At 54.3% G+C, this 22,818-nt stretch carries 21 protein-coding genes and 1 pseudogene; 15 read left to right on the top strand and 7 right to left on the bottom strand.

Translation table 11 applies throughout. The features are described from left to right. Nucleotides 1-118: 118 nt before the first annotated feature. A complete protein-coding gene (pspG, locus tag LC431_RS23535; protein WP_013577365.1) occupies nucleotides 119-355 on the top strand; it encodes an envelope stress response protein PspG in 237 nt (78 codons plus the stop codon). Nucleotides 356-751: 396 nt separating this feature from the next. Here the strand turns inward: pspG and LC431_RS23530 are convergent, their stop codons facing one another. After that, entirely contained in the window at nucleotides 752-1,735 is a 984-nt protein-coding gene (locus LC431_RS23530; RefSeq protein WP_223510386.1) for a quinone oxidoreductase, read from the bottom strand. 182 nt (nucleotides 1,736-1,917) lie between these two features. Between LC431_RS23530 and dnaB the strand changes: the two genes are divergently transcribed. After that, nucleotides 1,918-3,324, top strand: a complete 1,407-nt coding sequence (gene dnaB / locus LC431_RS23525) for a replicative DNA helicase (protein WP_013577363.1) — start codon at nucleotides 1,918-1,920, stop codon at nucleotides 3,322-3,324. Between the two features lie 108 nt (nucleotides 3,325-3,432). Continuing rightward, nucleotides 3,433-4,512 (top strand): alanine racemase, encoded by a 1,080-nt coding sequence (alr, locus tag LC431_RS23520; protein ID WP_112197682.1) that lies wholly within the window; start codon nucleotides 3,433-3,435, stop codon nucleotides 4,510-4,512. A gap of 3 nt (nucleotides 4,513-4,515) precedes the next feature. Here the strand turns inward: alr and LC431_RS23515 are convergent, their stop codons facing one another. Next, on the bottom strand, nucleotides 4,516-5,295 hold the full coding sequence (locus tag LC431_RS23515; protein WP_013577361.1) for a transporter substrate-binding domain-containing protein: 780 nt from the start codon (nucleotides 5,293-5,295) through the stop codon (nucleotides 4,516-4,518). Nucleotides 5,296-5,429: 134 nt separating this feature from the next. On the opposite strand from LC431_RS23515, the gene LC431_RS23510 reads away from it, so the two are divergent. Together LC431_RS23510 and LC431_RS23505 are read left to right on the top strand one after the other, a co-directional pair. After that, complete coding sequence (locus LC431_RS23510; RefSeq protein ID WP_013577360.1) at nucleotides 5,430-5,894, top strand: Lrp/AsnC family transcriptional regulator; 465 nt, start codon at nucleotides 5,430-5,432, stop codon at nucleotides 5,892-5,894. Nucleotides 5,895-6,139: 245 nt separating this feature from the next. Then, on the top strand, nucleotides 6,140-6,772 hold the full coding sequence (locus tag LC431_RS23505; RefSeq protein ID WP_013577359.1) for a YitT family protein: 633 nt from the start codon (nucleotides 6,140-6,142) through the stop codon (nucleotides 6,770-6,772). Between the two features lie 94 nt (nucleotides 6,773-6,866). Here LC431_RS23505 and LC431_RS23500 read toward each other — a convergent pair. Beyond that, nucleotides 6,867-7,037, bottom strand: a pseudogene (locus LC431_RS23500) (SDR family NAD(P)-dependent oxidoreductase); the annotation flags it as partial. 225 nt (nucleotides 7,038-7,262) lie between these two features. Here LC431_RS23500 and LC431_RS23495 point away from each other — a divergent pair. Further along, entirely contained in the window at nucleotides 7,263-8,456 is a 1,194-nt protein-coding gene (locus tag LC431_RS23495; RefSeq protein ID WP_223510385.1) for an amino acid aminotransferase, read from the top strand. 103 nt (nucleotides 8,457-8,559) lie between these two features. Here the strand turns inward: LC431_RS23495 and LC431_RS23490 are convergent, their stop codons facing one another. Together LC431_RS23490 and LC431_RS23485 are read right to left on the bottom strand one after the other, a co-directional pair. Further along, nucleotides 8,560-9,345, bottom strand: coding sequence for a DeoR/GlpR family DNA-binding transcription regulator (locus LC431_RS23490; protein WP_013577356.1), 786 nt, complete (start codon nucleotides 9,343-9,345; stop codon nucleotides 8,560-8,562). 36 nt (nucleotides 9,346-9,381) lie between these two features. Then, a complete protein-coding gene (locus LC431_RS23485) occupies nucleotides 9,382-10,278 on the bottom strand; it encodes a sugar kinase (RefSeq protein WP_223510384.1) in 897 nt (298 codons plus the stop codon). Between the two features lie 172 nt (nucleotides 10,279-10,450). Here LC431_RS23485 and yihU point away from each other — a divergent pair, with 172 nt between their 5' ends. From yihU to LC431_RS23450, 7 genes are all read left to right on the top strand, one after another. Then, nucleotides 10,451-11,347 carry a sulfolactaldehyde 3-reductase gene (gene yihU / locus LC431_RS23480; protein WP_037034962.1) on the top strand — a complete coding sequence of 299 codons (897 nt, stop codon included), beginning with the start codon at nucleotides 10,451-10,453 and terminating at the stop codon, nucleotides 11,345-11,347. Between the two features lie 22 nt (nucleotides 11,348-11,369). Then, nucleotides 11,370-12,248 (top strand): sulfofructosephosphate aldolase, encoded by an 879-nt coding sequence (gene yihT / locus LC431_RS23475; protein WP_013577353.1) that lies wholly within the window; start codon nucleotides 11,370-11,372, stop codon nucleotides 12,246-12,248. Nucleotides 12,249-12,263: 15 nt separating this feature from the next. Then, nucleotides 12,264-13,505, top strand: coding sequence for a sulfoquinovose isomerase (gene yihS / locus LC431_RS23470; protein WP_112197678.1), 1,242 nt, complete (start codon nucleotides 12,264-12,266; stop codon nucleotides 13,503-13,505). 17 nt (nucleotides 13,506-13,522) lie between these two features. Beyond that, nucleotides 13,523-15,559: an alpha-glucosidase gene (locus LC431_RS23465; protein WP_223510383.1), complete on the top strand. Its 2,037-nt coding sequence runs from the start codon at nucleotides 13,523-13,525 to the stop codon at nucleotides 15,557-15,559. Nucleotides 15,560-15,614: 55 nt separating this feature from the next. After that, on the top strand, nucleotides 15,615-17,000 hold the full coding sequence (locus LC431_RS23460) for an MFS transporter (RefSeq protein WP_131638581.1): 1,386 nt from the start codon (nucleotides 15,615-15,617) through the stop codon (nucleotides 16,998-17,000). 46 nt (nucleotides 17,001-17,046) lie between these two features. Further along, complete coding sequence (locus LC431_RS23455) at nucleotides 17,047-18,462, top strand: MFS transporter (RefSeq protein WP_223510382.1); 1,416 nt, start codon at nucleotides 17,047-17,049, stop codon at nucleotides 18,460-18,462. A gap of 77 nt (nucleotides 18,463-18,539) precedes the next feature. Next, nucleotides 18,540-18,893, top strand: a complete 354-nt coding sequence (locus tag LC431_RS23450; protein WP_013577348.1) for an MmcQ/YjbR family DNA-binding protein — start codon at nucleotides 18,540-18,542, stop codon at nucleotides 18,891-18,893. Here LC431_RS23450 and LC431_RS23445 read toward each other — a convergent pair. After that, a complete protein-coding gene (locus LC431_RS23445) occupies nucleotides 18,875-19,795 on the bottom strand; it encodes a pyridoxamine 5'-phosphate oxidase family protein (RefSeq protein WP_119262154.1) in 921 nt (306 codons plus the stop codon). The genes LC431_RS23450 and LC431_RS23445 overlap by 19 nt on opposite strands. 6 nt (nucleotides 19,796-19,801) lie before the next feature. After that, on the bottom strand, nucleotides 19,802-20,422 hold the full coding sequence (locus tag LC431_RS23440) for a glutathione S-transferase (RefSeq protein ID WP_119262153.1): 621 nt from the start codon (nucleotides 20,420-20,422) through the stop codon (nucleotides 19,802-19,804). A gap of 101 nt (nucleotides 20,423-20,523) precedes the next feature. Here LC431_RS23440 and LC431_RS23435 point away from each other — a divergent pair, with 101 nt between their 5' ends. After that, the gene (locus LC431_RS23435; protein WP_013577345.1) at nucleotides 20,524-21,441 is read left to right on the top strand and encodes a LysR family transcriptional regulator; all 918 of its coding nucleotides are present in this window, start codon (nucleotides 20,524-20,526) and stop codon (nucleotides 21,439-21,441) included. Nucleotides 21,442-21,556: 115 nt separating this feature from the next. After that, nucleotides 21,557-22,738: an esterase gene (locus tag LC431_RS23430; protein WP_013577344.1), complete on the top strand. Its 1,182-nt coding sequence runs from the start codon at nucleotides 21,557-21,559 to the stop codon at nucleotides 22,736-22,738. Nucleotides 22,739-22,818 lie beyond the last annotated feature (80 nt).

Below are 22,818 nucleotides of genomic sequence, written 5' to 3'. Positions count from 1 at the left end.
ATTTTTTCCTTATCATTCAATCAATTATTTATCCCATCACACTGGCATGTTTCTTGTAATGGTTAATGCGTGTTTGGACGCTACGTCTTATCGCACATGGCTTATTAAGGAGCACCCGATGCTGGAAATTCTCTTCGTGCTTGGTTTTTTCTTTATGCTGATGCTGACCGGCATTTCTTTACTGGGTATGGTTGCGGCGCTGGTCGTGGCATTTGCTCTGATGATGTTGGGTGGGTTTTTGGCGATTGTTGTAAAAATGTTGCCGTGGCTGCTTTTGGCCGTGCTTGCGGTCTGGATTTACCGGACATTTTTCCGGCCTGATGAGCCAAAATACCGTCGCCGTCGCTTGCCGTAATAACAGCTTCACTTTATCGGTTTCCGTAACTGCATGAAATGATGGGGATTGCTGACCGTATTCTGAGCGCAAAAAAATGTAACCGTTGCAGTGATAACTTTTGCTTATGTGCTAGCGATCACAAGCTAGGTCAGAATGTGCGGTCAAAATGCATAAATCATATTTTTTAACATGGGTGACTGTTAGGATGGAATTCATTGGCAGCCAGCAGGCTGTAAACCGAATTCATCAAGTCCGCTGAGGCACACAATAGTCGCTTAAGTGACATCGCCCTGTGGATTTACCCGGCAGTACCCTACAGCAGTACCCGTCTGAAATCAGAGGTCGTCTGAGTCAGGCAGTAAAAAAGGCTTTCACAACTGTGAAAGCCTTTTTTGCATTGGTTCAGGGAAACTTTTATGGGATGAGCAGACTTGAACCCTGTGTCACGCGGCTTTCCAGCGTTTCATGCGCGCGTTTTGCCTCGGACAGTGGGAATTTCTGCGCGTCACTGACATCCACTTTTATCGCGCCACTGGCGATCATTGAGAACAGCTCGCTGCTCGCCTCCAGCAGTTCTTTACGGTTAGTCACGTAGCCATTCAGGGAAGGGCGCGTCACAAACAGCGAACCTTTTTGATTGAGTATCGCCAGATCCACACCTTTTACCGGGCCGGACGCATTGCCGAAACTGACCAGCAAACCGCGACGTTTCAGGCTGTTTAACGATTCTTCAAAGGTATCTTTGCCGACGGAATCGTAAACCACACCGACTTTTTCGCCGTTCGTCAGTTCCGCCACGCGGGTCGCGATATCTTCTTTCTGGTAGTTAATGGTTTCCCATGCACCGGCCTGTCTGGCGCGTTCGGCTTTTTCATCAGAGCCCACGGTGCCAATCAGTTTTACGCCCAGCGCTTTCGCCCACTGGCAGGCAATCAGGCCTACGCCACCGGCTGCGGCATGGAAAAGAATGGTTTCACCGGCCTGTACTTCATGGGTTTTGCGCAGTAAATAATAAACTGTCAGCCCTTTAAGGAAGGAGGCTGCGGCCTGCTCAAAGCTGATCGCGTCCGGCAAAAGGGCGATTTTTTCCTGTGGTACGTTATGGAATTCGCTGTAAGCGCCGGGCGCGGATTGTGCGTAAACCACACGATCGCCAGGTTTGATGTCCGTTACGCCACTACCGACTTTACTGACTATGCCTGCCGCTTCCGTGCCTAAACCCGCCGGAAAACTGGCTGGTGCGTACAGACCGCTGCGCACATAAGTATCGATATAGTTGATACCGATGGCTTTATTCTCGACCTGGACTTCGTCTGCCCGCGGATCTTGTGGCTGATAATCAACGTATTGCAGAACGTCCGGGGTGCCTGTTTCAGAAAACTGGATGCGCTTTGCCATGTTTTTTCCTCGTGATGGAGTCTGATTTCAACCCTAGGCTAAATGTCAGGGACAATCCAGATTTTCGGCACTAAGGGTTAATACCCTTTTGAAATGGTTTATACTGTCGCGCGAGTCAGGCTCCGATTTTTGGAAACCCGACGCTCATAAAACAGGCGCTTAGAGCAGGAAATAATCCACAGATGGCAGCAAAAAAACCGACCAATCAACAGAACGAAAACCGCGATCGCCAGATGGAAGGGTTGAAACTTCCGCCGCATTCGCTGGAAGCTGAACAATCCGTTCTGGGCGGGCTGATGCTGGATAACGAACGCTGGGATAATGTGGCCGAACGGGTGGTCAGCAATGACTTCTTCAGCCGCCCGCACCGCCTGATTTTTACCGAAATGCAGCGTTTGCTGGAAATGAGCAAACCAATCGACTTGATCACGCTTTCCGAATCGCTGGAACAGAAAGGCGATCTGGATTCCGTCGGCGGTTTTGCGTATCTGGCAGAGCTTTCTAAAAACACCCCCAGTGCGGCGAACATCGGCGCTTACGCTGACATTGTGCGCGAACGTGCTGTTGTCCGGGAAATGATCTCCGTCGCCAATGAAATTGCCGACGCGGGCTATGATCCGCAAGGTCGCAGCAGCGAAGACCTGCTGGACTTAGCCGAATCCCGAGTATTCCAGATTGCCGAAAGCCGCGCCAGTAAAGACGAAGGTCCAAAAAGTATCGACCGTATTCTGGAAAGCACGGTCTCCCGTATCGAAGAGCTGTTCCAGCGCCCGCATGACGGCGTAACCGGCGTTTCAACCGGCTATGCTGACCTCGACAAGAAAACCGCAGGCTTGCAAAAATCCGACCTGATCATTGTCGCGGCGCGTCCGTCGATGGGTAAAACCACTTTTGCGATGAACCTCGCAGAAAATGCCGCGATGATGCAGGATAAACCGGTCTTAATCTTCAGCCTTGAGATGCCCGGCGACCAGATCATGATGCGTATGCTGGCGTCGCTTTCGCGCGTCGACCAGACCAAAATCCGTACCGGCCAGCTCGATGATGAAGACTGGGCACGTATTTCCAGCACCATGGGGATTCTGCTCGAAAAACGTAACATGTATATCGATGATTCGTCCGGGCTGACGCCAACCGAAGTTCGTTCGCGTGCGCGACGTATCTTCCGTGAGCACGGCGGCCTGAGCCTGATCATGATCGACTACCTCCAGCTGATGCGCGTTCCGGCGTTGTCTGATAACCGTACGCTGGAAATTGCCGAAATCTCCCGCTCGCTCAAAGCGCTGGCGAAAGAATTGCAGGTGCCGGTGGTGGCGCTGTCGCAGCTTAACCGAAGCCTGGAGCAACGTGCGGATAAACGCCCGGTCAACTCCGACTTACGTGAATCCGGCTCCATTGAGCAGGACGCCGACTTAATCATGTTCATCTATCGTGATGAGGTCTATCACGATAACAGTGAAGAAAAAGGCATCGCGCAAATCATCCTCGGTAAACAACGTAACGGCCCGATCGGTACCGTCCGCCTGACCTTTAACGGTCAGTGGTCGCGGTTTGATAACTATGGCGGCCCGCAATACGACGAGGATTAACTTCCCGGGTTTTGAATTTATCCCTCCCCTTTCACAAGGGGAGGCTAGGTGGGGTTTGGTTCTCAGCCTTGCTGTCAGAAACTCTCAATTTCATGCAAAGGACTTAAAATGAAAGCGGCTACGGCTGTCATTGATCGCCGCGCTCTGCGACACAATCTGCAACGGGTGCGTCATCTGGCGCCACAAAGTCGTCTGGTTGCGGTAGTGAAAGCAAACGCTTATGGGCACGGTCTGCTGGAGACGGTGCATAGCTTGCAGGACGCTGATTATTACGGCGTTTCCCGGCTTAGCGAAGCGCTGATGCTGCGTAAAGCCGGTGTGGTAAAACCCATCCTCCTGCTCGAAGGTTTTTTCTCCGCCAGCGAATTACCGTTGCTGATTGAACATCAGCTTGATACCGCTGTTCACAGCCTCGAACAGCTTGATGCGCTGGAAAGTGCTGACCTCGCGCGTCCGCTGAATGTCTGGCTGAAAATCGATACCGGTATGCACCGTTTGGGCGTTCATCCGGCACAGGCCGATGCATTTTATCAGCGTCTGAGTGCCTGCAAAAACGTGGTTCAGCCGGTCAATATGATGAGCCATTTCTGCCGCGCGGACGAACCGGAAAGCAACGCCACACCGAAACAGCTGAACTGTTTTAATGAATTTGCCGAAGGCAAGCCGGGACAAAAATCTATTGCGGCTTCCGGCGGTATTTTGTTGTGGCCGGAATCGCATATGAACCTGGTTCGCCCCGGCATTATTTTGTACGGCGTATCGCCAATGGAAACCGGAACGGCCAGCGATTTCGGGCTGCAACCGGCAATGACACTGACTTCCAGCCTGATCGCCGTGCGTGAACATATTGCCGGTGAGCCGGTCGGTTATGGCAGTACCTGGGTCAGCAACCGTGATACCCGCCTGGGCGTGGTGGCGATGGGGTATGGCGACGGTTATCCGCGCAGTGCGCCGAACGGCACGCCGGTTTTGGTCAATGGTCGGGAAGTGCCGGTTGCCGGGCGTGTGTCGATGGATATGATCACTGTCGATTTAGGGCCAGATGCGACCGATAAGGTCGGCGATGAAGTGATTTTCTGGGGCGGGAAATTACCGGTTGAGCGCATTGCGCAGGCAACCGGTATCAGTGCTTATGAGCTGATTACCCAGCTCAGCGAGCGCGTCGCCCGCGTTTATATTGGCGACTAAGTCTTACTTTTTCACGGCCAGCCACTGGCTGACGATCTTCTGATATTCACCAGTGGCTTTGCTCAGGTGCAGCCACTGGTCGACATACATCTTCCAGCTCACGTCATCACGCGGCAGCATGTAAGCCTTTTCGCCATATTGCAGCGGCTTCTTCGGGTTTACCGCACACAGTTTCGGGTAATGTTTCTGCTGAAACAGCGCTTCCGAAGCATCCGTAATCATCACATCCGCTTTCTTATCCACCAGCTTCTGGAAGATGGTCACGTTATCGCTCAGGGTCAGCGTGCCTTTTGGCAGATGGCTGTGTACGAAGGCTTCATTGGTACCGCCTGCCGGTTCAATCAGGCGCACGGAGGCACGGTTTAACTGCTCAACCGTCTGGTACTGACGCACATTTTCGCAGCGCACCAGGGGGATTTTGCCGTCCTGATCCAGTACGTTGGCAAACCAGGCTTTTTGCTGGCGTTTCAGCGTGACCGAAATCCCGCCCATCGCGATATCACAATGCCCTGCGCTCATTTCGTCCGGCAGAGATTTCCAGGTGACCGGTACCCAGTTCACTTTCACATCCAGACTCGCCGCCAGCGATTCCGCCATTGCAATATCAATGCCTTCATACTCACCGTTTTCTTTCAAAAATGTATACGGTTTATAGTCGCCGGTGGTGCAGACATTCAGCGAGCCTTTCTGTAATACGCGTTCAAGGCGTGAAGATGCCGGCTCTGCTTTTGCGAGACCGGGCAAAACTGACAGCAAAACGAGAGAGTAGAATACTTTTTTCATTATTTTTTCCTTGCGTTTAAATCATGCGCAAGTATAAGAAAAAACGGCCGAAAAGTATTTATAACTGGTTATAGTGGGAATGTTTTTTGCAATAAGAATCCACATATAAAAATTAAAGCGACAGGAACACTGCCATGTACAGCATTGACGATTACGATCTGAAAATTCTGACCTTATTACAAACCAACGGAAGACTGACTAACCAGGAATTAAGCGAGCTGGTCGGACTGTCAGCATCACAGTGTTCACGCCGCCGGATTGGTCTGGAACAGGCACAACTCATTCTCGGTTATCATGCCCGTCTGGCACCGGAAGCCCTCGACTTAGGCATGATTGGTCTGATTGAAGTCAGGCTTATCAATCATTTGCCCGCACAGGTCGATGCATTTCACAGCATGCTGGGCGAAGTCGATTCCATTATTGATGCCTATAAAACCACTGGCGATGCGGATTATTTGCTGAAAGTTGCGGTGAAAGATTTAGCCGGTTTAAGCATGTTGATCAGCCAAATTCTGTCAGTCCATAAAAGTGTCGCCCACGTAAAAACATCGGTAGTGCTTAACCGTTTAAAAGAAAACGGCTTATTGACGCTTAGCTGAGAAAAATAAGGGCGTATTTCAGGTGCACTGTTTGGGTGATTTATTTTGGTGCAGACTCACTTTAATGGTGCAATATTTTGAATTAATATGCGTGATCTGTGCATGTAAAGAATAATTAACGCGTCATAAAATCTTATTTTCGATTTTTAATGCAAATTCTATGCGTGAATATTGCCTTAACTCTCCATCTCATTAATTATCTCAAAATCAGTCTTTAGTATTATTATTTTGAGGTACAGGGAATTATGGCAAGTGTAGACGACATCAAACAGCCGGTTGAGCAGCCGCGCATCGGGCACACGCTGGTTGAAGATGCGCTGGCGATCATTATCGGTACGCTGATGGTCTCTTTTGGTGTGGTGATGTTGCGTCAGGTCGGCGCACTGACCGGCGGCACGGCGGGAATGGCGTTTCTGGCGCATTACGTGACGCAGGTATCATTCGGTACGGCCTTTTTTATCATCAACTTACCTTTTTATTACCTCTCTTTTCGTCGCATGGGTTTGCAGTTCACACTGAAAACTTTTGCTGCTGTCGCGCTGGTTTCCGTGTTTTCTGATTTGCATCCGCTGTTTGTTCATTTCGATCATCTTCAGCCGTTTTACGCCACGCTGTTTGCCAATGTGATTATGGGCATCGGCTTCATTGTGCTGTTCCGCCACAAAGCCAGTCTGGGCGGCGTGAACATTCTGGCGCTGTTCCTGCAGGACAAATACGGTATTCGCGCCGGTAAACTGCAAATGGGTGTGGACTGCTGCATCGTGCTGGCATCGCTGTTTGTGGTCAGCCTTGAAATGCTGATTGCTTCGGTGCTGGGCGCGGTGATCGTCAACCTGATCATTGCGATGAATCACCGTCCGGGGCGCTACAGCGTCTGACGAAATGGATAAAAAAATGGCGCAGGGGACTGCGCCATTTTTATGAATGAACCGGCAAGTGTTACGCGCCGAAACCGCCGTCAATCGTCAGATTTGCGCCGGTGATATACCCCGCTTCAGGGCCGGAAATTTCTTCAGAAGAAACGTAGGTGAAGGCCACGCTGGCGCCTTCGCGGGCCAGACGCTGAACGATGGCGGCACCGATGCCGCGTGAACCGCCCTGAACGAAAGCGGCTTTACCTTGCAGTGAGTGTTGAGTTGTCATTGGTTTGCTCCGGGAAGAATGAGATGTCCATTTGATCGTAGTTGATGTGAGCGGATCAGCATCTCAGGCGAACGGACGGTTTGATACGCAATGAGTGCCCGAAAATCGACAACATAGTTGTCATCTTTTTTAACGAACTTTGATAGTCTGTGAAACAGTTGCGATGCGCCGGGTTGCCGGATGTGGATCGCAGCGCCACTTAACCAAACCAAGGAGATGTATACCGTGTTCCAACATGTCGATGCCTATGCCGGTGACCCGATTTTGTCGCTGATGGAAAGCTTCAAGACCGATCCGAGACAAGATAAGGTAAACCTGAGCATCGGTCTTTATTACGACGAGCAGGGTATTATTCCGCAACTGGCGGCAGTGGAAAATGCAGAGCAACAACTGAACGCCGGGCCACAGGCCGCGTCAGTCTATCTGCCAATGGAAGGTCTGCTCGCATACCGCGCAGGCATTCAGGAATTGCTGTTTGGTGCCGATCATCCGGCGCTGAAACAACAGCGTATTGCGACCATTCAGACCGTCGGCGGTTCCGGCGCACTGAAAGTCGGTGCTGATTTCCTGAAGTTTTATTTCCCGAATTCAGAAGTTTACGTGAGCGACCCGACCTGGGAAAACCACGTGGCTATCTTTGCAGGCGCAGGCTTCAAAGTGCATACCTATCCGTACTTTGACCCGGAGACGCTGGGGGTAAATTTCCCGGCGATGATTGACCGCCTGAAAACCTTGCCAGCGCAAAGCATTGTGCTGCTGCACCCTTGCTGCCACAACCCGACCGGTTCTGACCTGACGCCAGCGGAGTGGGATCAGGTGATTGAAATCACCAAACAGCGTGAGCTGATCCCGTTCCTCGACATCGCTTATCAGGGCTTTGGCGCGGGCATTGACGATGACGCTTACGCCATCCGGGCGATGGCTGCGGCAGGTGTGAACTGCTTCGTCAGCAACTCCTTCTCGAAAATCTTCTCCCTGTACGGCGAACGTGTCGGCGGCCTGTCTGTGGTCTGTGAAGACAGCGATGCGGCGGGACGTGTACTGGGGCAACTGAAAGCCACCGTGCGCCGTAACTACTCCAGCCCGCCAAGCTTCGGCGCAAAAGTAGTGGCGAAAGTCCTGAGCGACAGCGCGCTGAATGCCCAGTGGAAAGCCGAAGTCGAGAAAATGCGTACCCGTATTCTCGAAATGCGCCACACGCTGGTCGACAGCCTGAAAACCGCCTTGCCGGGCCGTAATTTTGACTACCTGCTGCAACAGCGCGGGATGTTCAGCTACACCGGTTTCAGCGAAGCGCAGGTTGTCCGTCTGCGTGAAGAATTTGGCGTTTACCTGATACTCAGCGGCCGCGTCTGCATGGCCGGTCTGAATCACCACAATGTGAAGCAAGTGGCTGAGGCTTTCGCCGCGGTTCAGTAAATCCCCGTCATACTTCGGGCTGCGTGAGCTTACCGCCTTCCCGCAACCCGAATTATTTAGGGGATAAGATGTTGATTAAGGCCGACAGAAATGTCGGCCTTTTTTATTCCGCGGTACTGACTTTTATCACTTCGACCTGATGGTTTTTCAGCACCTTGAGCAATCCGGCGGGCGGAAGTTCGTCGGTGAACAGCGCCGTGGCCTGTGAGACATTGCCGATTTCGACCGCCGCTGAGGCATGATATTTGGTGTGGTCAGCAGCCAGCAGGATATGGCGTGAATGCGCCATCATGGTTTTCACCACGCTGGCCTCGTTGACATCGAATTCCAGCAGGGCACCGTCGCTTTCAATTGCGCCGACGCTGGTCACCAGATAGTCGGCACGAAATCCGGCGACAAAAGCCGTGGCCGCCGGGCCGATAATGCCACCATTATGCGGGCGCAGCGTGCCGCCAGGCACCATCACCTCAAAGCGCGGGTTCTTATACAAAATATGCGCGACGCGCAGACAATTGGTGATAATCCGCAGCCGGTTATGATTGAGCAGCGAATGCGCGACCTGCTCGACTGTGGTGCCAATGGTGATAAACACCGTTGAGCCGTCGGGGATGTAATCGGCGATGGATTCCGCAATGGCTTTTTTCTCTTCCGTCCAGGAAATCTCGCGCTGCTCAAAGGCAGTATTGACCACACTTGAGGCACGTCCCGCGCCACCGTGATGGCGCGTGATCAGCCCCTGATCGCTGAGCTTGCGGATATCGCGGCGGGCGGTTTGGGTCGAGACATCCAGTAACGCCGCCAGTTCTTCAATGTTCATGTAACCACGCTCGGCAATCAATGCGAGCAGTTGATCGTGGCGCGGATTACCGGTCAGTTCAGTAAGACTCATGGATACATCCTTTAAAATGAGCGTCTGAGTCGTATTCTATACAGAAAGTGACAAAAAAGACCGGGCCTGATCACAGTCAGGTATCCCCGCACGGCCACCCGGCCGGGTACATTTCAGTGCAGCAACGCCGCTGGCAAAGCGCACGGCTTCGGCGGGCGACGCTCCATGGGCCAGACTGACCGCCAGTGCGCCGTGAAAAACATCCCCTGCGCCGGTGGTGTCCACTACGTTGACGGCAAAACCCGGCTGATGATGCAGACGGTCATTTTCCAGCCAGAGACAACCTTGCCCGCCCTGCGTGACATACACATGACCATTTGTGAGCGTTTGGGCGTTAACTAACGCAGCACCGGCGTCCGTTTTTCCGGTCAGCCGCTGCAAACCGGGTGCGGAAAAGGCGCTGTGGTCGCTTAACGCCACCAGTTCGGCGATATCCTGTGGCGTCACATCGGCATCCAGCAGGGTGAGCACACCGGCCTGGCGCGCCAGGGTAAACGCCTGCTTCGCGCCGTCATGCCAGCGCACATCAGCCAGCACTACATCCCACTGGGAAAAGTCGATGGCTTGTAACCACTCGGCGGAAACGGGTAAATCCGGGCTGGGATAATTGATGATGATCCGCTCACCTTTGTTGTCCACCAGAATGGCGGATTGCGAAGAACGGGCCTGCTCAACGCGACGGACATAGCGGGTATTTACCCCCAGGGATTCCAGCTCCGCGAGCAGCCGGTTGCCGGTATCGTCATCGCCCACGCGACCAATAAAGTCCACCTGTGCGCCCAGTCTGGCCGCCGCCACCGCAGCCGTGGCCGCCGGACCGCCACCCACTTCATGATATTTTTCAGCGACATACTTCCCTCCTTCCGCAGGCAGTTCTTCAACGTAATAGATCCGGTCCATCACGGTAATTCCAACACAGGCGATACGAATCATGGCTATTCCTTAAGCGTGTTTTGATGGGGTTATTTTAATTTAGCGAATTGTTAAAAAAGTGATGGCTGTCAATTTTTTGACCTTAAATTACAAATACGATCAAAAAACGACAAACAAAGACACCGCTGATTATCAAAAAGTGACATGCCTGATCAGCACAAAGGAGAGACGGATGGCAAACGTGGCATTTATTGGTCTGGGGCAAATGGGCGCTCCGATGGCGGCCAATCTGATTAAACAGGGACACCGGTTAGCGGTGTTCGATCTCAACCCGCAGACGGTTAACTCACTGATACGGCAGGGGGCAACGGGCAGCAAGAGCGCGGCAGAAGCGGCGGCGGGCGCAGAATTTGTCATTACTATGCTGCCCAACGGCGATCTGGTAAGTGAGGTTTTATTTGGCCGTGATGGTATTTGCGAAACCCTGAGCCCGTCCGCGCTGGTTATTGATATGTCGACTATCCATCCGTTACAGACCGACAAGCTGATTGCGCAGATGCATGAAAAAGGTTTCAGCATGATGGATGTGCCGGTGGGCAGAACCTCTGATCACGCAGTGGCCGGTACCTTACTGCTACTGGCAGGCGGCACGGCAGAACAGGTTGAGCGCGCGAGGCCAGTGTTGATGGCGATGGGCTCGGAGCTGATTAACGCGGGCGGGCCGGGCAAAGGCATCCGCGTCAAGCTGATCAATAACTACATGAGTATCGCCCTGAATGCGCTCTCCGCCGAAGCCGCCGTGCTGTGCGAAGCGCTGGATCTCTCTTTTGATGTGGCGCTGCAGGTAATGAGCGGCACCCCGGCCGGAAAAGGCCACTTCACCACCTCATGGCCGAACAAAGTGCTGAAAGGTGATTTGTCACCGGCCTTCATGATTGACCTCGCCCATAAAGACCTCGGTATCGCGCTGGACGTCGCTAATCAGCTGCATGTGCCGATGCCGCTCGGTGCGGCTTCCCGCGAAGTGTACAACCAGGCGCGTGCCGCCGGGCGCGGGCGTCAGGACTGGACCGCCATTCTTGAGCAGGTGCGCACCAGCGCCGGTCTGGCTCAGAAAACACATCCGTAACGCATTAACCAAGGAAAGTTAAATGACCCATTACAGCCTTAACGATATCACCCGTCCGTCCGGCGGCTTCGCCATGCTGGCAGTCGATCAGCGTGAAGCGATGCGCTTAATGTTCGCGGCAGCCGGCGCGAAAGCCCCGGTCGCCGATCAGGTGCTGACTGATTTTAAAGTCAATGCCGCGCGGATTTTATCGCCGTACGCCTCCGCGATTCTGGTCGATCAGCAGTTCTGTTACCGCCAGATTGTTGAGCAACAGGCCATCGCGAAAAGCTGCGCCATGATTGTCGCGGCAGACGAATTTATTCCGGGCAACGGCATTCCGGTGGACAGCGTGGTGATCGATAAAAATGTCGATCCGCAACAGGTCCGGGAAAACGGCGGTAAGGCGCTGAAATTACTGGTGCTGTGGCGCAGCGATGAAGATCCGCAGCAACGTCTGGCGATGGTGAAGGAATTTAATCAGCGCTGCCATGCACACGGGCTGCTGAGCATTATCGAGCCGGTGGTCAGGCCGCCGCGTCGTGGCGACAAATTTGACCGCGAACAGGCGATTATCGATGCCGCAAAAGAACTCGGCGACAGCGGCGCTGATCTTTATAAAGTCGAAATGCCACTCAGCGGGCGCGGTACGCAGGCTGAACTGCTACGTGCATCGCAACACCTCAATGAACATATTCATATGCCGTGGGTGATCCTCTCCTCCGGTGTTGATGAAAAACTCTTCCCGCGCGCGGTCAGCGTCGCCATGACGGCGGGCGCGTCCGGTTTCCTCGCAGGCCGTGCGGTCTGGTCATCCGTGGTCGGTTTACCTGATACCGAACTCATGCTCAGGGATGTTTCCGCGCCGAAATTACAGCGCCTGGGCGACATTGTGGACGAGATGATGGCGCGCCGCCGCTAACGAAAGGAGTGGAAAATGAAATGGTTTAACACGTTGAGCCACCACCGCTGGCTTGAGCAGGAAACCGACCGGATCTTCGATTTTGGCAAAAATGCCGCTGTGGCCACCGGCTTTGGCTGGCTGGGCAATAACGGCCAGGTCCGGGCAGAGATGGGCACCCATTTGTGGATCACTGCCCGCATGCTGCACGTCTATTCCGTTGCCGCAGGCATGGGCCGTCCCGGTGCGTATGCGCTGGTGGATCACGGCATCCGTGCCCTCAACGGCGCGCTGGCGGATAAACAATACGGCGGCTGGTACGCCTGCGTAAATGATGAAGGCGTGGTGGATGCCTCGAAACAAGGTTATCAGCATTTCTTTGTTTTGCTGGGCGCCGCCAGCGCGGTCACCACCGGCCATCCTGAGGCCGGAGCGTTACTCGATCAGGCCATCGGCGTGATCGAAAAGTATTTCTGGAGTGAAGACGAACAGATGTGTCTCGAGTCGTGGGATGAAGCCTTCAGCGAAACCGAAGCCTATCGCGGCGGCAATGCGAATATGCACGCCGTCGAAGCTTTCCTGATTGTTTATGACGTCACGCACGAACGCAAATGGCTGGATCGCGCATTGAGAATTGCCTCGGTCATTATTCATGACGTCGCCCGGCCCGGCGAGTATCGCGTTAATGAACATTTCGATACGCACTGGAACCCGATCCGCGATTACAACAAAGATAATCCGGCGCACCGTTTCCGCGCTTACGGCGGCACGCCGGGGCATTGGATCGAATGGGGACGGCTGATGCTGCATCTGCATGCCGCGCTGGAAGCCCGTTTTGAAACGCCACCAGCCTGGTTGCTGGAGGATGCCAAAGGGCTGTTCCACGCCACCCTCCGCGATGCCTGGGCACCGGATGGCGCAGACGGTTTTGTTTATTCCGTTGACTGGGACGGGAAACCCATCGTGCGTGAACGCGTGCGCTGGCCGGTTGTGGAGGCAATGGGCACCGCGTATGCACTGCACTGCGTGACCGGCGAGGCGCAATACGAAACCTGGTATCAGACCTGGTGGGATTACTGCGTGAAATACCTGATGGACTACGAAAATGGTTCGTGGTGGCAGGAGCTGGACACTGACAACAACGTCACCACCAAAGTCTGGGACGGCAAACAGGATATTTATCATCTGCTGCACTGCCTGGTGATCCCGCGTCTGCCGCTGGCACCTGGGCTGGCGCCTGCCGTGGCTGCGGGTCTGCTGGATGTTAATGCAAAATAAAAATCACGGAGACCATCATGAGTACCCTACAAAATAAAAATACTCAGATTGAATTTATCGCCGGTAATAACGAATTTTCGCTGATTTATCAACAGCGTCTGATTTTACGTCATACCGCGCAAGCGCCTTGTTTGTGGATTGGCGGCGGCGAAGCGGATATCGATATGTTTCGCGGTAATTTCAGTATTAAAGATCGTCTGAATGAAAAGGTCGCCCTGACAGACGTTAAGATCACTGCGCAACCCGCGGGATGGCACTTACATTTCAGCCGTGGTAATACGCTCAGCGCTACGCTGGTTATCACCACCGATGATAGCGGGCGTTTACAGCTCAACCTGCAAAATGATAACCGCGCACATAACCGCATCTGGTTGCGGCTGGCAGCGCAACCGCAAGATCATATTTACGGCTGCGGTGAACAATTCTCTTACTTTGATTTGCGCGGCAAACCTTTCCCGCTGTGGACCAGCGAGCAGGGCGTCGGGCGCAACAAACAAACCTATGTGACCTGGCAGGCCGACTGCAAAGAGAACGCAGGCGGCGACTATTACTGGACGTTCTTCCCCCAGCCGACCTTTGTCAGCACGCAGAAGGTTTACTGCCATGTTGAAAACAGCGGTTATATGAATTTCGATTTCAGCGCGCCGGACTACCACGAACTGGCCTTCTGGGAAGATAGCGCCACGCTGCGTTTTGAATGTGCCGACGACTATATCAGCCTGCTGGAAAAACTCACTGCGCTGTTGGGCCGCCAGCCGGAATTACCGGACTGGGTATACGACGGCGTGACGCTGGGTATTCAGGGCGGCACGGAAGTCTGCCAGCAGAAACTCGACGTGATGCGCGAAGGCGGCGTGAAGGTCAACGGCATCTGGGCGCAGGACTGGTCCGGTATCCGCATGACCTCATTCGGCAAACGCGTGATGTGGAACTGGAAGTGGAACAGTGAGCTGTATCCGCAACTCGACCAGCGTATTCCTCAGTGGAAAGAAGAGGGCGTGCAGTTCCTTTCTTACATCAATCCGTATGTCGCCAGCGATCGGGATTTGTGTGCCGAAGCCTCAAAAAAAGGCTATCTGACCAAAGATGCCACGGGGGGCGATTATCACGTCGAATTCGGCGAGTTTTACGCAGGCGTGGTCGATCTGACCAATCCTGCTGCCTATGACTGGTTCAAAAACGTCATCAAAAAGAACCTGATTGAACTGGGATGTGGCGGCTGGATGGCGGATTTCGGTGAATATCTGCCAACCGATACCTTCCTGCACAACGGCATCAGTGCGGAAATCATGCATAACGCCTGGCCCGCACTGTGGGCGAAATGTAACTACGAAGCCTTGCAGGAAACCGGCAAGCTCGGCGAGGTGCTGTTCTTTATGCGCGCCGGTTACACCGGCAGTCAGAAATATTCGACGATGATGTGGGCGGGTGATCAGAACGTTGACTGGAGCCCGGACGACGGGCTGGCCTCGGTGATCCCGGCGGCCTTGTCGCTGGCAATGAGCGGCCACGGTCTGCATCACAGCGATATTGGCGGTTACACCACGCTGTTCGAGATGAAACGCAGCAAGGAACTGCTGCTGCGCTGGTGCGATTTCAGCGCCTTCACCCCGATGATGCGCACTCACGAAGGCAACCGTCCGGGCGACAACTGGCAGTTTGACGGCGACGCGGAAACCATCGCTCATTTCGCCCGCATGACCGGCGTGTTCACTCATCTCAAACCGTATATCCGGCAGGCCGTGCAACAAAACAGTCAGCGCGGTTTACCGGTGATGCGTCCGTTGTTCCTGCATTACGAAGACGATGCCCGCACCTATACCCTGAAATATCAGTACCTGTTTGGCCGCGATCTGCTGGTGGCACCGGTGCATGAAGAAGGGCGCAGCGACTGGTCGCTGTATCTGCCGCAGGATACGTGGATCAACGCCTGGACCGGGGAAACGCATCACGGCGGCGATATTACGGTGGCCGCGCCGTTAGGACAGCCGCCGGTCTTTTATCGTGCAGACAGCGAGTGGGCAGCGCTGTTCGGTGCATTACGTCACCTCTGATAAGGCTTGCCCGCCGGGGGGAATACATCGCCCCGGCGGGTGAAGGAGAATAATAATGAGTCAGACAACATCGGAAAACCCCGCGACCCTGCGCCTGCCTTTCAGGGAAAAACTGGCCTACGGCATGGGGGATTTAGGCTCCAATATCCTGCTCGATATTGGCACGCTGTACCTGCTGAAATTTTACACTGACGTGCTCGGCCTGCCGGGGACTTACGGCGGCATTATCTTTTTGATCGCCAAATTCTTTACCGCATTTACCGATATGGGCACCGGCATCATGCTGGATTCGCGCCGTAAGATCGGGCCAAAGGGCAAATTCCGCCCCTTCGTATTGTACGCCGCGTTTCCGGTGACGTTGCTGGCCGTCGCCAATTTCGTCGGCACACCGTTTGAGATCACCGGTAAAACCGTCGTGGCAACACTGTTGTTTATGTTGTACGGGCTGTTTTTCAGCATGATGAATTGCTCGTATGGCGCGATGGTGCCTGCTATCACCAAAAACCCGGACGAGCGGGCGTCACTCGCGGCATGGCGGCAGGGCGGTGCCACGCTGGGACTGCTGTTGTGCACTGTCGGTTTTGTGCCGGTGATGAATCTGCTCGAAGGCAGTTCGCAGCGCAGTTATATCTTTGCGGCGACGCTGTTCTCGCTGGTCGGGTTACTGTTTATGTGGCTGTGTTATGCCGGCGTGAAAGAGCGTTATGTCGAGGCGCAGCCCGCCAGTGATACGCAAAAACCGGGGCTGTTGCTGTCATTCCGGGCGATTGCCGGTAACCGTCCGCTGTTCATTCTGTGCATCGCCAATCTCTGCACGCTGGGGGCGTTTAACGTCAAACTGGCGATTCAGGTGTATTACACGCAGTACGTGCTGAATGACCCGATCCTGCTCTCTTATATGGGTTTTTTCAGCATGGGATGCATTTTCATTGGCGTGTTCCTGATGCCTGCCGCCGTCCGGCGATTCGGTAAGAAAAAAGTGTATATCGGCGGTCTGGCGCTGTGGATTGTCGGCGACATCCTTAACTACTTCTATGGCAGCGGCTCGGTCAGCTTTGTCGCGTTCTCCTGTCTGGCGTTCTTCGGATCGGCGTTCGTCAATAGCCTGAACTGGGCGCTGGTGTCCGACACGGTGGAATACGGCGAGTGGCGCACCGGCGTGCGTTCGGAAGGCACGGTCTACACCGGTTTCACCTTCTTTCGCAAAGTTTCACAGGCACTGGCGGGGTTCTTCCCCGGCCTGATGCTGACGCAAATCGGCTATGTGCCTAACGTGGTGCAGTCGGCGCACACGCAGGAAGGGCTGCGTCAGTTGATCTTCATTTATCCCTGTGCGCTGGCGGCAATCACCATCGTGGCGATGGGCTGTTTCTATAACCTCAACGAGAAAATGTACGTGCGCATCGTTGCGGAAATTGAGCAGCGTAAGCAGACGGCATAATGCATTCACTGTAACAGCGCCCTGCGGGGCGCTTTGAGGATCGCCTATGAAGGATTGTCATCACCCTGATCCGCTGACGTTGCGTGAGAAGTGCGCCTATGGAATGGGCGATTTTGGCTCGAACCTGATGTTATGTATCGGGACGCTGTATCTCCTGAAGTTTTATACCGATGAACTGGGCATGCCGGCGTTTTATGGCGGCATCATCTTCCTGGTGGCGAAGTTTTTCACCGCTTTCACCGATATGCTGACCGGCGTGTTACTTGATTCCCGCCGTCATATTGGTGCGCGGGGTAAGTTCAGACCGTTCATTTTGTATGCCTCCGTGCCGGTAGGGCTGATCGCGACGGCGCAGTTTATGGCGAATGATTTCGGCCTGCCGGTGAAAACGGCGCTCGCCACCGTACTGTTTATGTTGTTCGGCTTGTTCTACAGCCTGATGAATTGTTCATACGGCGCGATGGTGCCCGCTATCACCAAAAATCCCCATGAACGGGCGCAGCTTGCCGCCTGGCGCCAGGGCGGTGCCACGCTCGGATTATTGTTGTGTACCGTCGGGTTTATGCCGGTACAGGCGTTGTTCGGCAATTCCCCTTCGGTGGGGTATTTCTCCGCTGCCCTGATTTTCGCCACCTGCGGCATTCTGTGTATGGGCTGGTGCTATCGCGGCGTCAGGGAACGTTACGTTGAACTCACGCCTGCGGGACATAAATCCGGCATCCTGCGGTCGTTTCGCGCCATATTTCGTAATCCGCCGTTGCTGGTACTGTGCCTCGCCAATCTGTGTACGCTGGCGGCGTTTAACATCAAACTGGCGATCCAGGTGTATTACACGCAGTACGTGCTTAATGATATTCATCTGTTGTCGTGGATGGGGTTTTTCAGCATGGGCTGCATTCTGGTCGGTGTCTTTCTGGTGCCGGGTTGCGTGAAACGCTTTGGCAAAAAACAGGTGTACCTGGGGGGATTACTGTTGTGGGCAACCGGCGATATGCTTAATTTCCTGTGGGGAAACAGCTCGTTAAGCTTTGTGCTGTTTTCCTGCATGGCATTTTTTGGCACCGCATTTGTCAACAGCCTGAACTGGGCGCTGGTGCCAGATACCGTGGATTATGGCGAATGGAAAACCGGTATTCGTGCCGAAGGCTCGGTGTATACCGGTTATACCTTTTCACGAAAAATATCTGCCGCGCTTGCCGGGTTCCTGCCGGGAATTATGCTGACTCAAATCGGTTATATCCCGAATGTGGTGCAGGGCAGCGCGACCTTACTCGGTTTGCGTCAGCTGATCTTTATCTGGCCCTGTGCACTGGCTATCAGTGCGGCGATCATTATGGGCGTATTTTACAAACTCAATGAGGAACGCTTTGCCAGAATCATTGAGGAAATCGGTGCGCGCAAAAAAGGGGAGATTCCAGATCCTGTCACCGGCAAAGAAAAGACGTCTGTGTTAAGCCTGTAAATCGTTCAGGTTTGCTATGGTTAACCGAGGGCACTTTCGTGCTACGTAGCCATCACGTTACAAGGAGAAACCCAAACATGACCAGTTCGGAATTGCTGACCTATTGCATGGGAAAACCCGGTGCGGAGCAAAGTGTTGAAAATCAGCGCGGCGCAAATCAGGTAAAAGTGGGCGACGCGATGTTTGCCATGGTGTGTGAAATTGATGGCCGCGAGGCTATTTCGCTGAAAACCAGCCCTGAACTGGCAGAGCAATTACGGGCAGCACATCCGGATATTGTGCCGGGAGATCATCTCAACAAAGCGCACTGGAATACCGTGTTCCTCGACGGCTCGCTGCCCGATTCACAGTTTTATTATCTGATTGATGATTCCTACCAGTTGGTGGTATCCGGTCTGCCGGAGGCGGTGCGTCAGGAAATTGGCCGCTGATTATCCGGCCAGTTGCCACTGCTGAGGGTTGCAGGAGAGAAGTCCGCCACCTCTGCCCGCCACGGCAGTGCGCCGCGAAAGCGCCACACGCGGGTGATGTCCAGACTCCAGTAACGTTCTGCGCCTGCTGGCCCGGGAATATCCTCCGGCTGCCAGTGGATTTGCGTGTGTCCCTGAAGATGCAACAGGTCACCGTTTTCGAAATCGATAAACAGCAGTGCAGCACGCGGTTCTGCCAGCAAATTCCCCAGCGTATTCATATAACGGTTGCCGCGAAAATCAGGCACCCATAAGCGGTTTCCCACCAGATGCGCAAATCCCGGCTGGCCGCCGCGATGCGACACATCGGCACCGCCGTGCGCGTGGCTGGCGATAAAAAACGTATCGGCGCGGGCAATCAGTGCGCGGGCGTCAGCATCCGGTTCGGTCATATCTTCCCGCGCAGCCAGCGGCAAACTGACGGGCACATCGGCCAGTTTGCGTATCTGGATATACTGCGGACAATTACCAAAACTTTGATCGACGACGATCTCAATGCGGTTTTTATCCATGCGCCCGATCCTGCCGTTCACGCGGTTACGCCGCCGGTTGGAAAAATCGATCCCCAGCCCGCCAATCTGTTTCCCCGGCTGTAAAGCGGCCAGGGCCGGATCGTCCGCCCGTCGCGGCGCATTTATCCGCAAATGGATGTCATCCGGCGTACTGATAAACCCGGCGGGGCCGGTCAGCAGGGTTGCCACCGGCCAGCCGTTTTCGTCCAGTGTTGAGATAAACAGATACGGCAGCGCGGCGAAAAAAAGCCGGTGCTGTTCCGGCATCGCATCGCGGATGCCGTGTGCGGAAACATCAAACCCTGCCATGTCCTGTGCCAGGATTTCGTCTGCATGGAAAGGATGGTTCATCGCGTTTTACCCCACAATTTCAGGCAGTGGCAACGCCGGAAGTGGCGTAAAGCCCGGCAGGTTTTGCACCCGTTTCAGCCAGCGGCGAATCGCCGGGTAATCCGCCAGCGAAACGCCGCCTTCCGGAGCCGTCGCCACATAGCTGTAACAGGCCAGATCGGCAATGGTGGCCCGCTCCGTCGCCAGAAACTCGCGGCTTTCCAGATGCTGTTCAAGCTGTGGCAGAAACTTTGCCGTCACGGCCAGCGCGCTTTCATAAGATTCCGGTGCGGCGAACTGTTTCACCATACGGGCAGATGCCGGGCCGTAACGCACTTCACCGGCGGCGCGGGACAACCATTTTTGCACCTCAGCGGCCTGCACCGGATCTTCCGGCAACCAGTGGCTGTCGGGCGCGTAACGTTTCACCAGATACACCAGAATCGCATTACTGTCGGTGACAACGAGTTCGCCGTCGGTCAGCACCGGCACCTGCTGCAGCGGATTTAACTGCGCGAATTCGGCGGTTTGACGAATGTCTTTGCCGCCGTCTTTGTTCTCAAAGGGCAGGCTGAGCATGTTCAGCAACAGAGTTACGCGGTGGCAATGGCCGGAAAGCGGTGTGCTGTAAAGTTGAATGGCTGGCATGGAATGTCTCCTTTATGGGTCTGGCGTCAAGATTACTCTTGCATCAAATGATTGGGATCCACGAAGATTGAAATTGAGCGTTTCACCTGGTGGAAGAATCTATGGACCGTTTAGATGAAATGGCGATTTTTGTCGCTGTACTTCAGTATGGCAGCCTGGCGGAAGCTGCCCGTAAACTTCACCGTTCTCCTCCGGCGATCACCCGCGCCATTGCTTCGCTGGAACACCGGTTCGGCGCAAGGCTGGTCGAGCGCACCACGCGCAGTCTGGCGCCGACAGAAGCAGGCGCACGGCTGGCGGAAAAAGCGCGACTGCTGCTCAGCCAGTATCAGAACGCGGTAGAAGATACCGCGGAAACCCAGCTCAGCGGCCTGCTGCGCATCACCGCACCGGTACAGTTTGGTCGTAAACACGTCGCGCCGCTGGTGATGGAATTTCTGGCGCAACATCCTGATATGCAAATCGAAATGATGTTAAATGACCGTAATCTGGATCTGATTGACGAAGGGTTAGATCTGGCGGTGCGCATCGGTCATCAGGAAGATTCAGGCAAAGTCGCCCGTAAGGTTGCGCAAGTCACCCGCGTTCTGGTCGCCAGTCCGGCGTATCTGGCGCAGCATGGTGAACCGCAACATCCGTCGGAACTCGCTTCTCATCAGACGGTGATGGGCACGCTGCGCACCCAAATCCGTGAATGGCGTTTCGGGCCGAATGAGGACGATTTGCGCGTGCGGCTGTCGCCACGTTTGCTTTCCAACGATGTGGAATCGCAACTGCTGGCGGTGCGCAGCGGGCAGGGGATAGCACGGTTATTGTCGTATCAGGTCAGGGATGATGTGCAGGCAGGCCGTATGGTGCGGCTGCTGAAGGATTTCGAACCTTTGCCGTTGCCGGTACAACTGGTGGCGCAGCAGGTACAGCAAATGCCACGCAAGGTACGGACTTTCTGGGATTTTGCTTATCAGCGGCTGAGTGCACTGCCGCAGCTTCATGCTTTAGATGCATCTTCGGAACAGTGACGCCGATCACGCTCGCTGGCGGTAAAAATAACCTACTCTGAGAGTTGTGCAAAAACAGTGAGTTACTTGAGGACAGGTTGTCCGTTTGCTCACGCCAACCCAGAAGGAAAGGATGATGACCCGTAACCGGCTGAATCTTGCCACGCTTTTGATTCTGGCGCTCAGCGCGCCGTTCCCGCTGACCGTCTCTGCGCAAAGCTTGCCGCAGGATCCTGATGCGTCGGTGCCTGCGAAAAATTACATCACGGCGGTGAATCCTGATTTAACCATCACTTACCGGCTGTATGCGCCGACTGCCGAACATGTCGATGTGGTGACCGGTGCCACGCCGGTGACCTACATTCCGCATCAGATGACCAAGGACGATAAAGGTGTCTGGAGCTGGACATCGGGTGCACAGAAGCCTGATCTCTATGAATATTTCTTCAACGTGGATGGCTTGAGGATTGCCGATCCTGGCAGTGCAATGCCCAAGCCACAGCGTCAGGTGAATACCAGTTTGATCCTGGTGCCCGGCAGTATTCTTGATGTGAAAAACGTGCCGCACGGCGAAGTCCGCACGCTGACCTATCATTCCGCCGCGCTGAATTCCGAGCGTCAGGTCGCGGTGTGGACGCCACCGGGTTACACCGATGCTTCACAGCCGTTGCCGGTGCTGTATTTCTATCACGGCTTTGGCGACACCGGTCGCTCGGCGCTGGATCAGGGGCGCATTCCGCAAATCATGGATAACCTGCTGGCGGAGAAAAAAATCGTGCCGATGCTGGTGGTCATTCCGGATACCGAAACCGACGCCAAAGGCGTGGTGCCGGAAGATTACGTCACCAAAGATCGCCGCAAAGAGTTTTATCCGCGCAATGCGGCCGCCGCAGATAAAGAGCTGACCGGTGATATTATCCCGCTGATTTCTAAAACCTTCCGTGTGCGTGATGACGCAACCGGACGCGCGCTGGCCGGGCTTTCACAAGGCGGTTATCAGACGCTGGTCAGTGGCATGACGCATCTCGACCAGTTTGGCTGGCTGGCGACACTCAGCGGTGTCAGCACCACCACCGTACCCAATGCGGATGTGGCGAAACGCTTAGCTGAACCGGAAAAAATCAATGCACAACTGAAAAATTTCACCGTGGTTGTCGGCGAGAAAGATGTGGTAACAGGGAAGGACATTGCCGGATTGAAAACCGAGCTGGAAGAGAAAAAGATTAAATTCGATTACCACGAATACCCGAATCTCGGCCATGAAATGGACGTCTGGCGCCCGGCCTATGCGGAGTTTGTGCAGAAGATATTTAAGTAGGGTCACACCGTGTAAAGTCTTTTTCGATGTATAAAGTGATTTGCTTTATACTTTAAAAAATGACTTTACACGGATCTGCA

Origin of the sequence: Rahnella sp. GSA61A (assembly GCF_019969905.1) — a bacterium.
In the GTDB taxonomy this organism is placed as follows: Bacteria; Pseudomonadota; Gammaproteobacteria; order Enterobacterales; family Enterobacteriaceae; genus Rahnella; species Rahnella aceris.
Note: the sequence above shows the minus strand (reverse complement) of the source record. Positions and strands in the feature narration are given on the sequence as shown.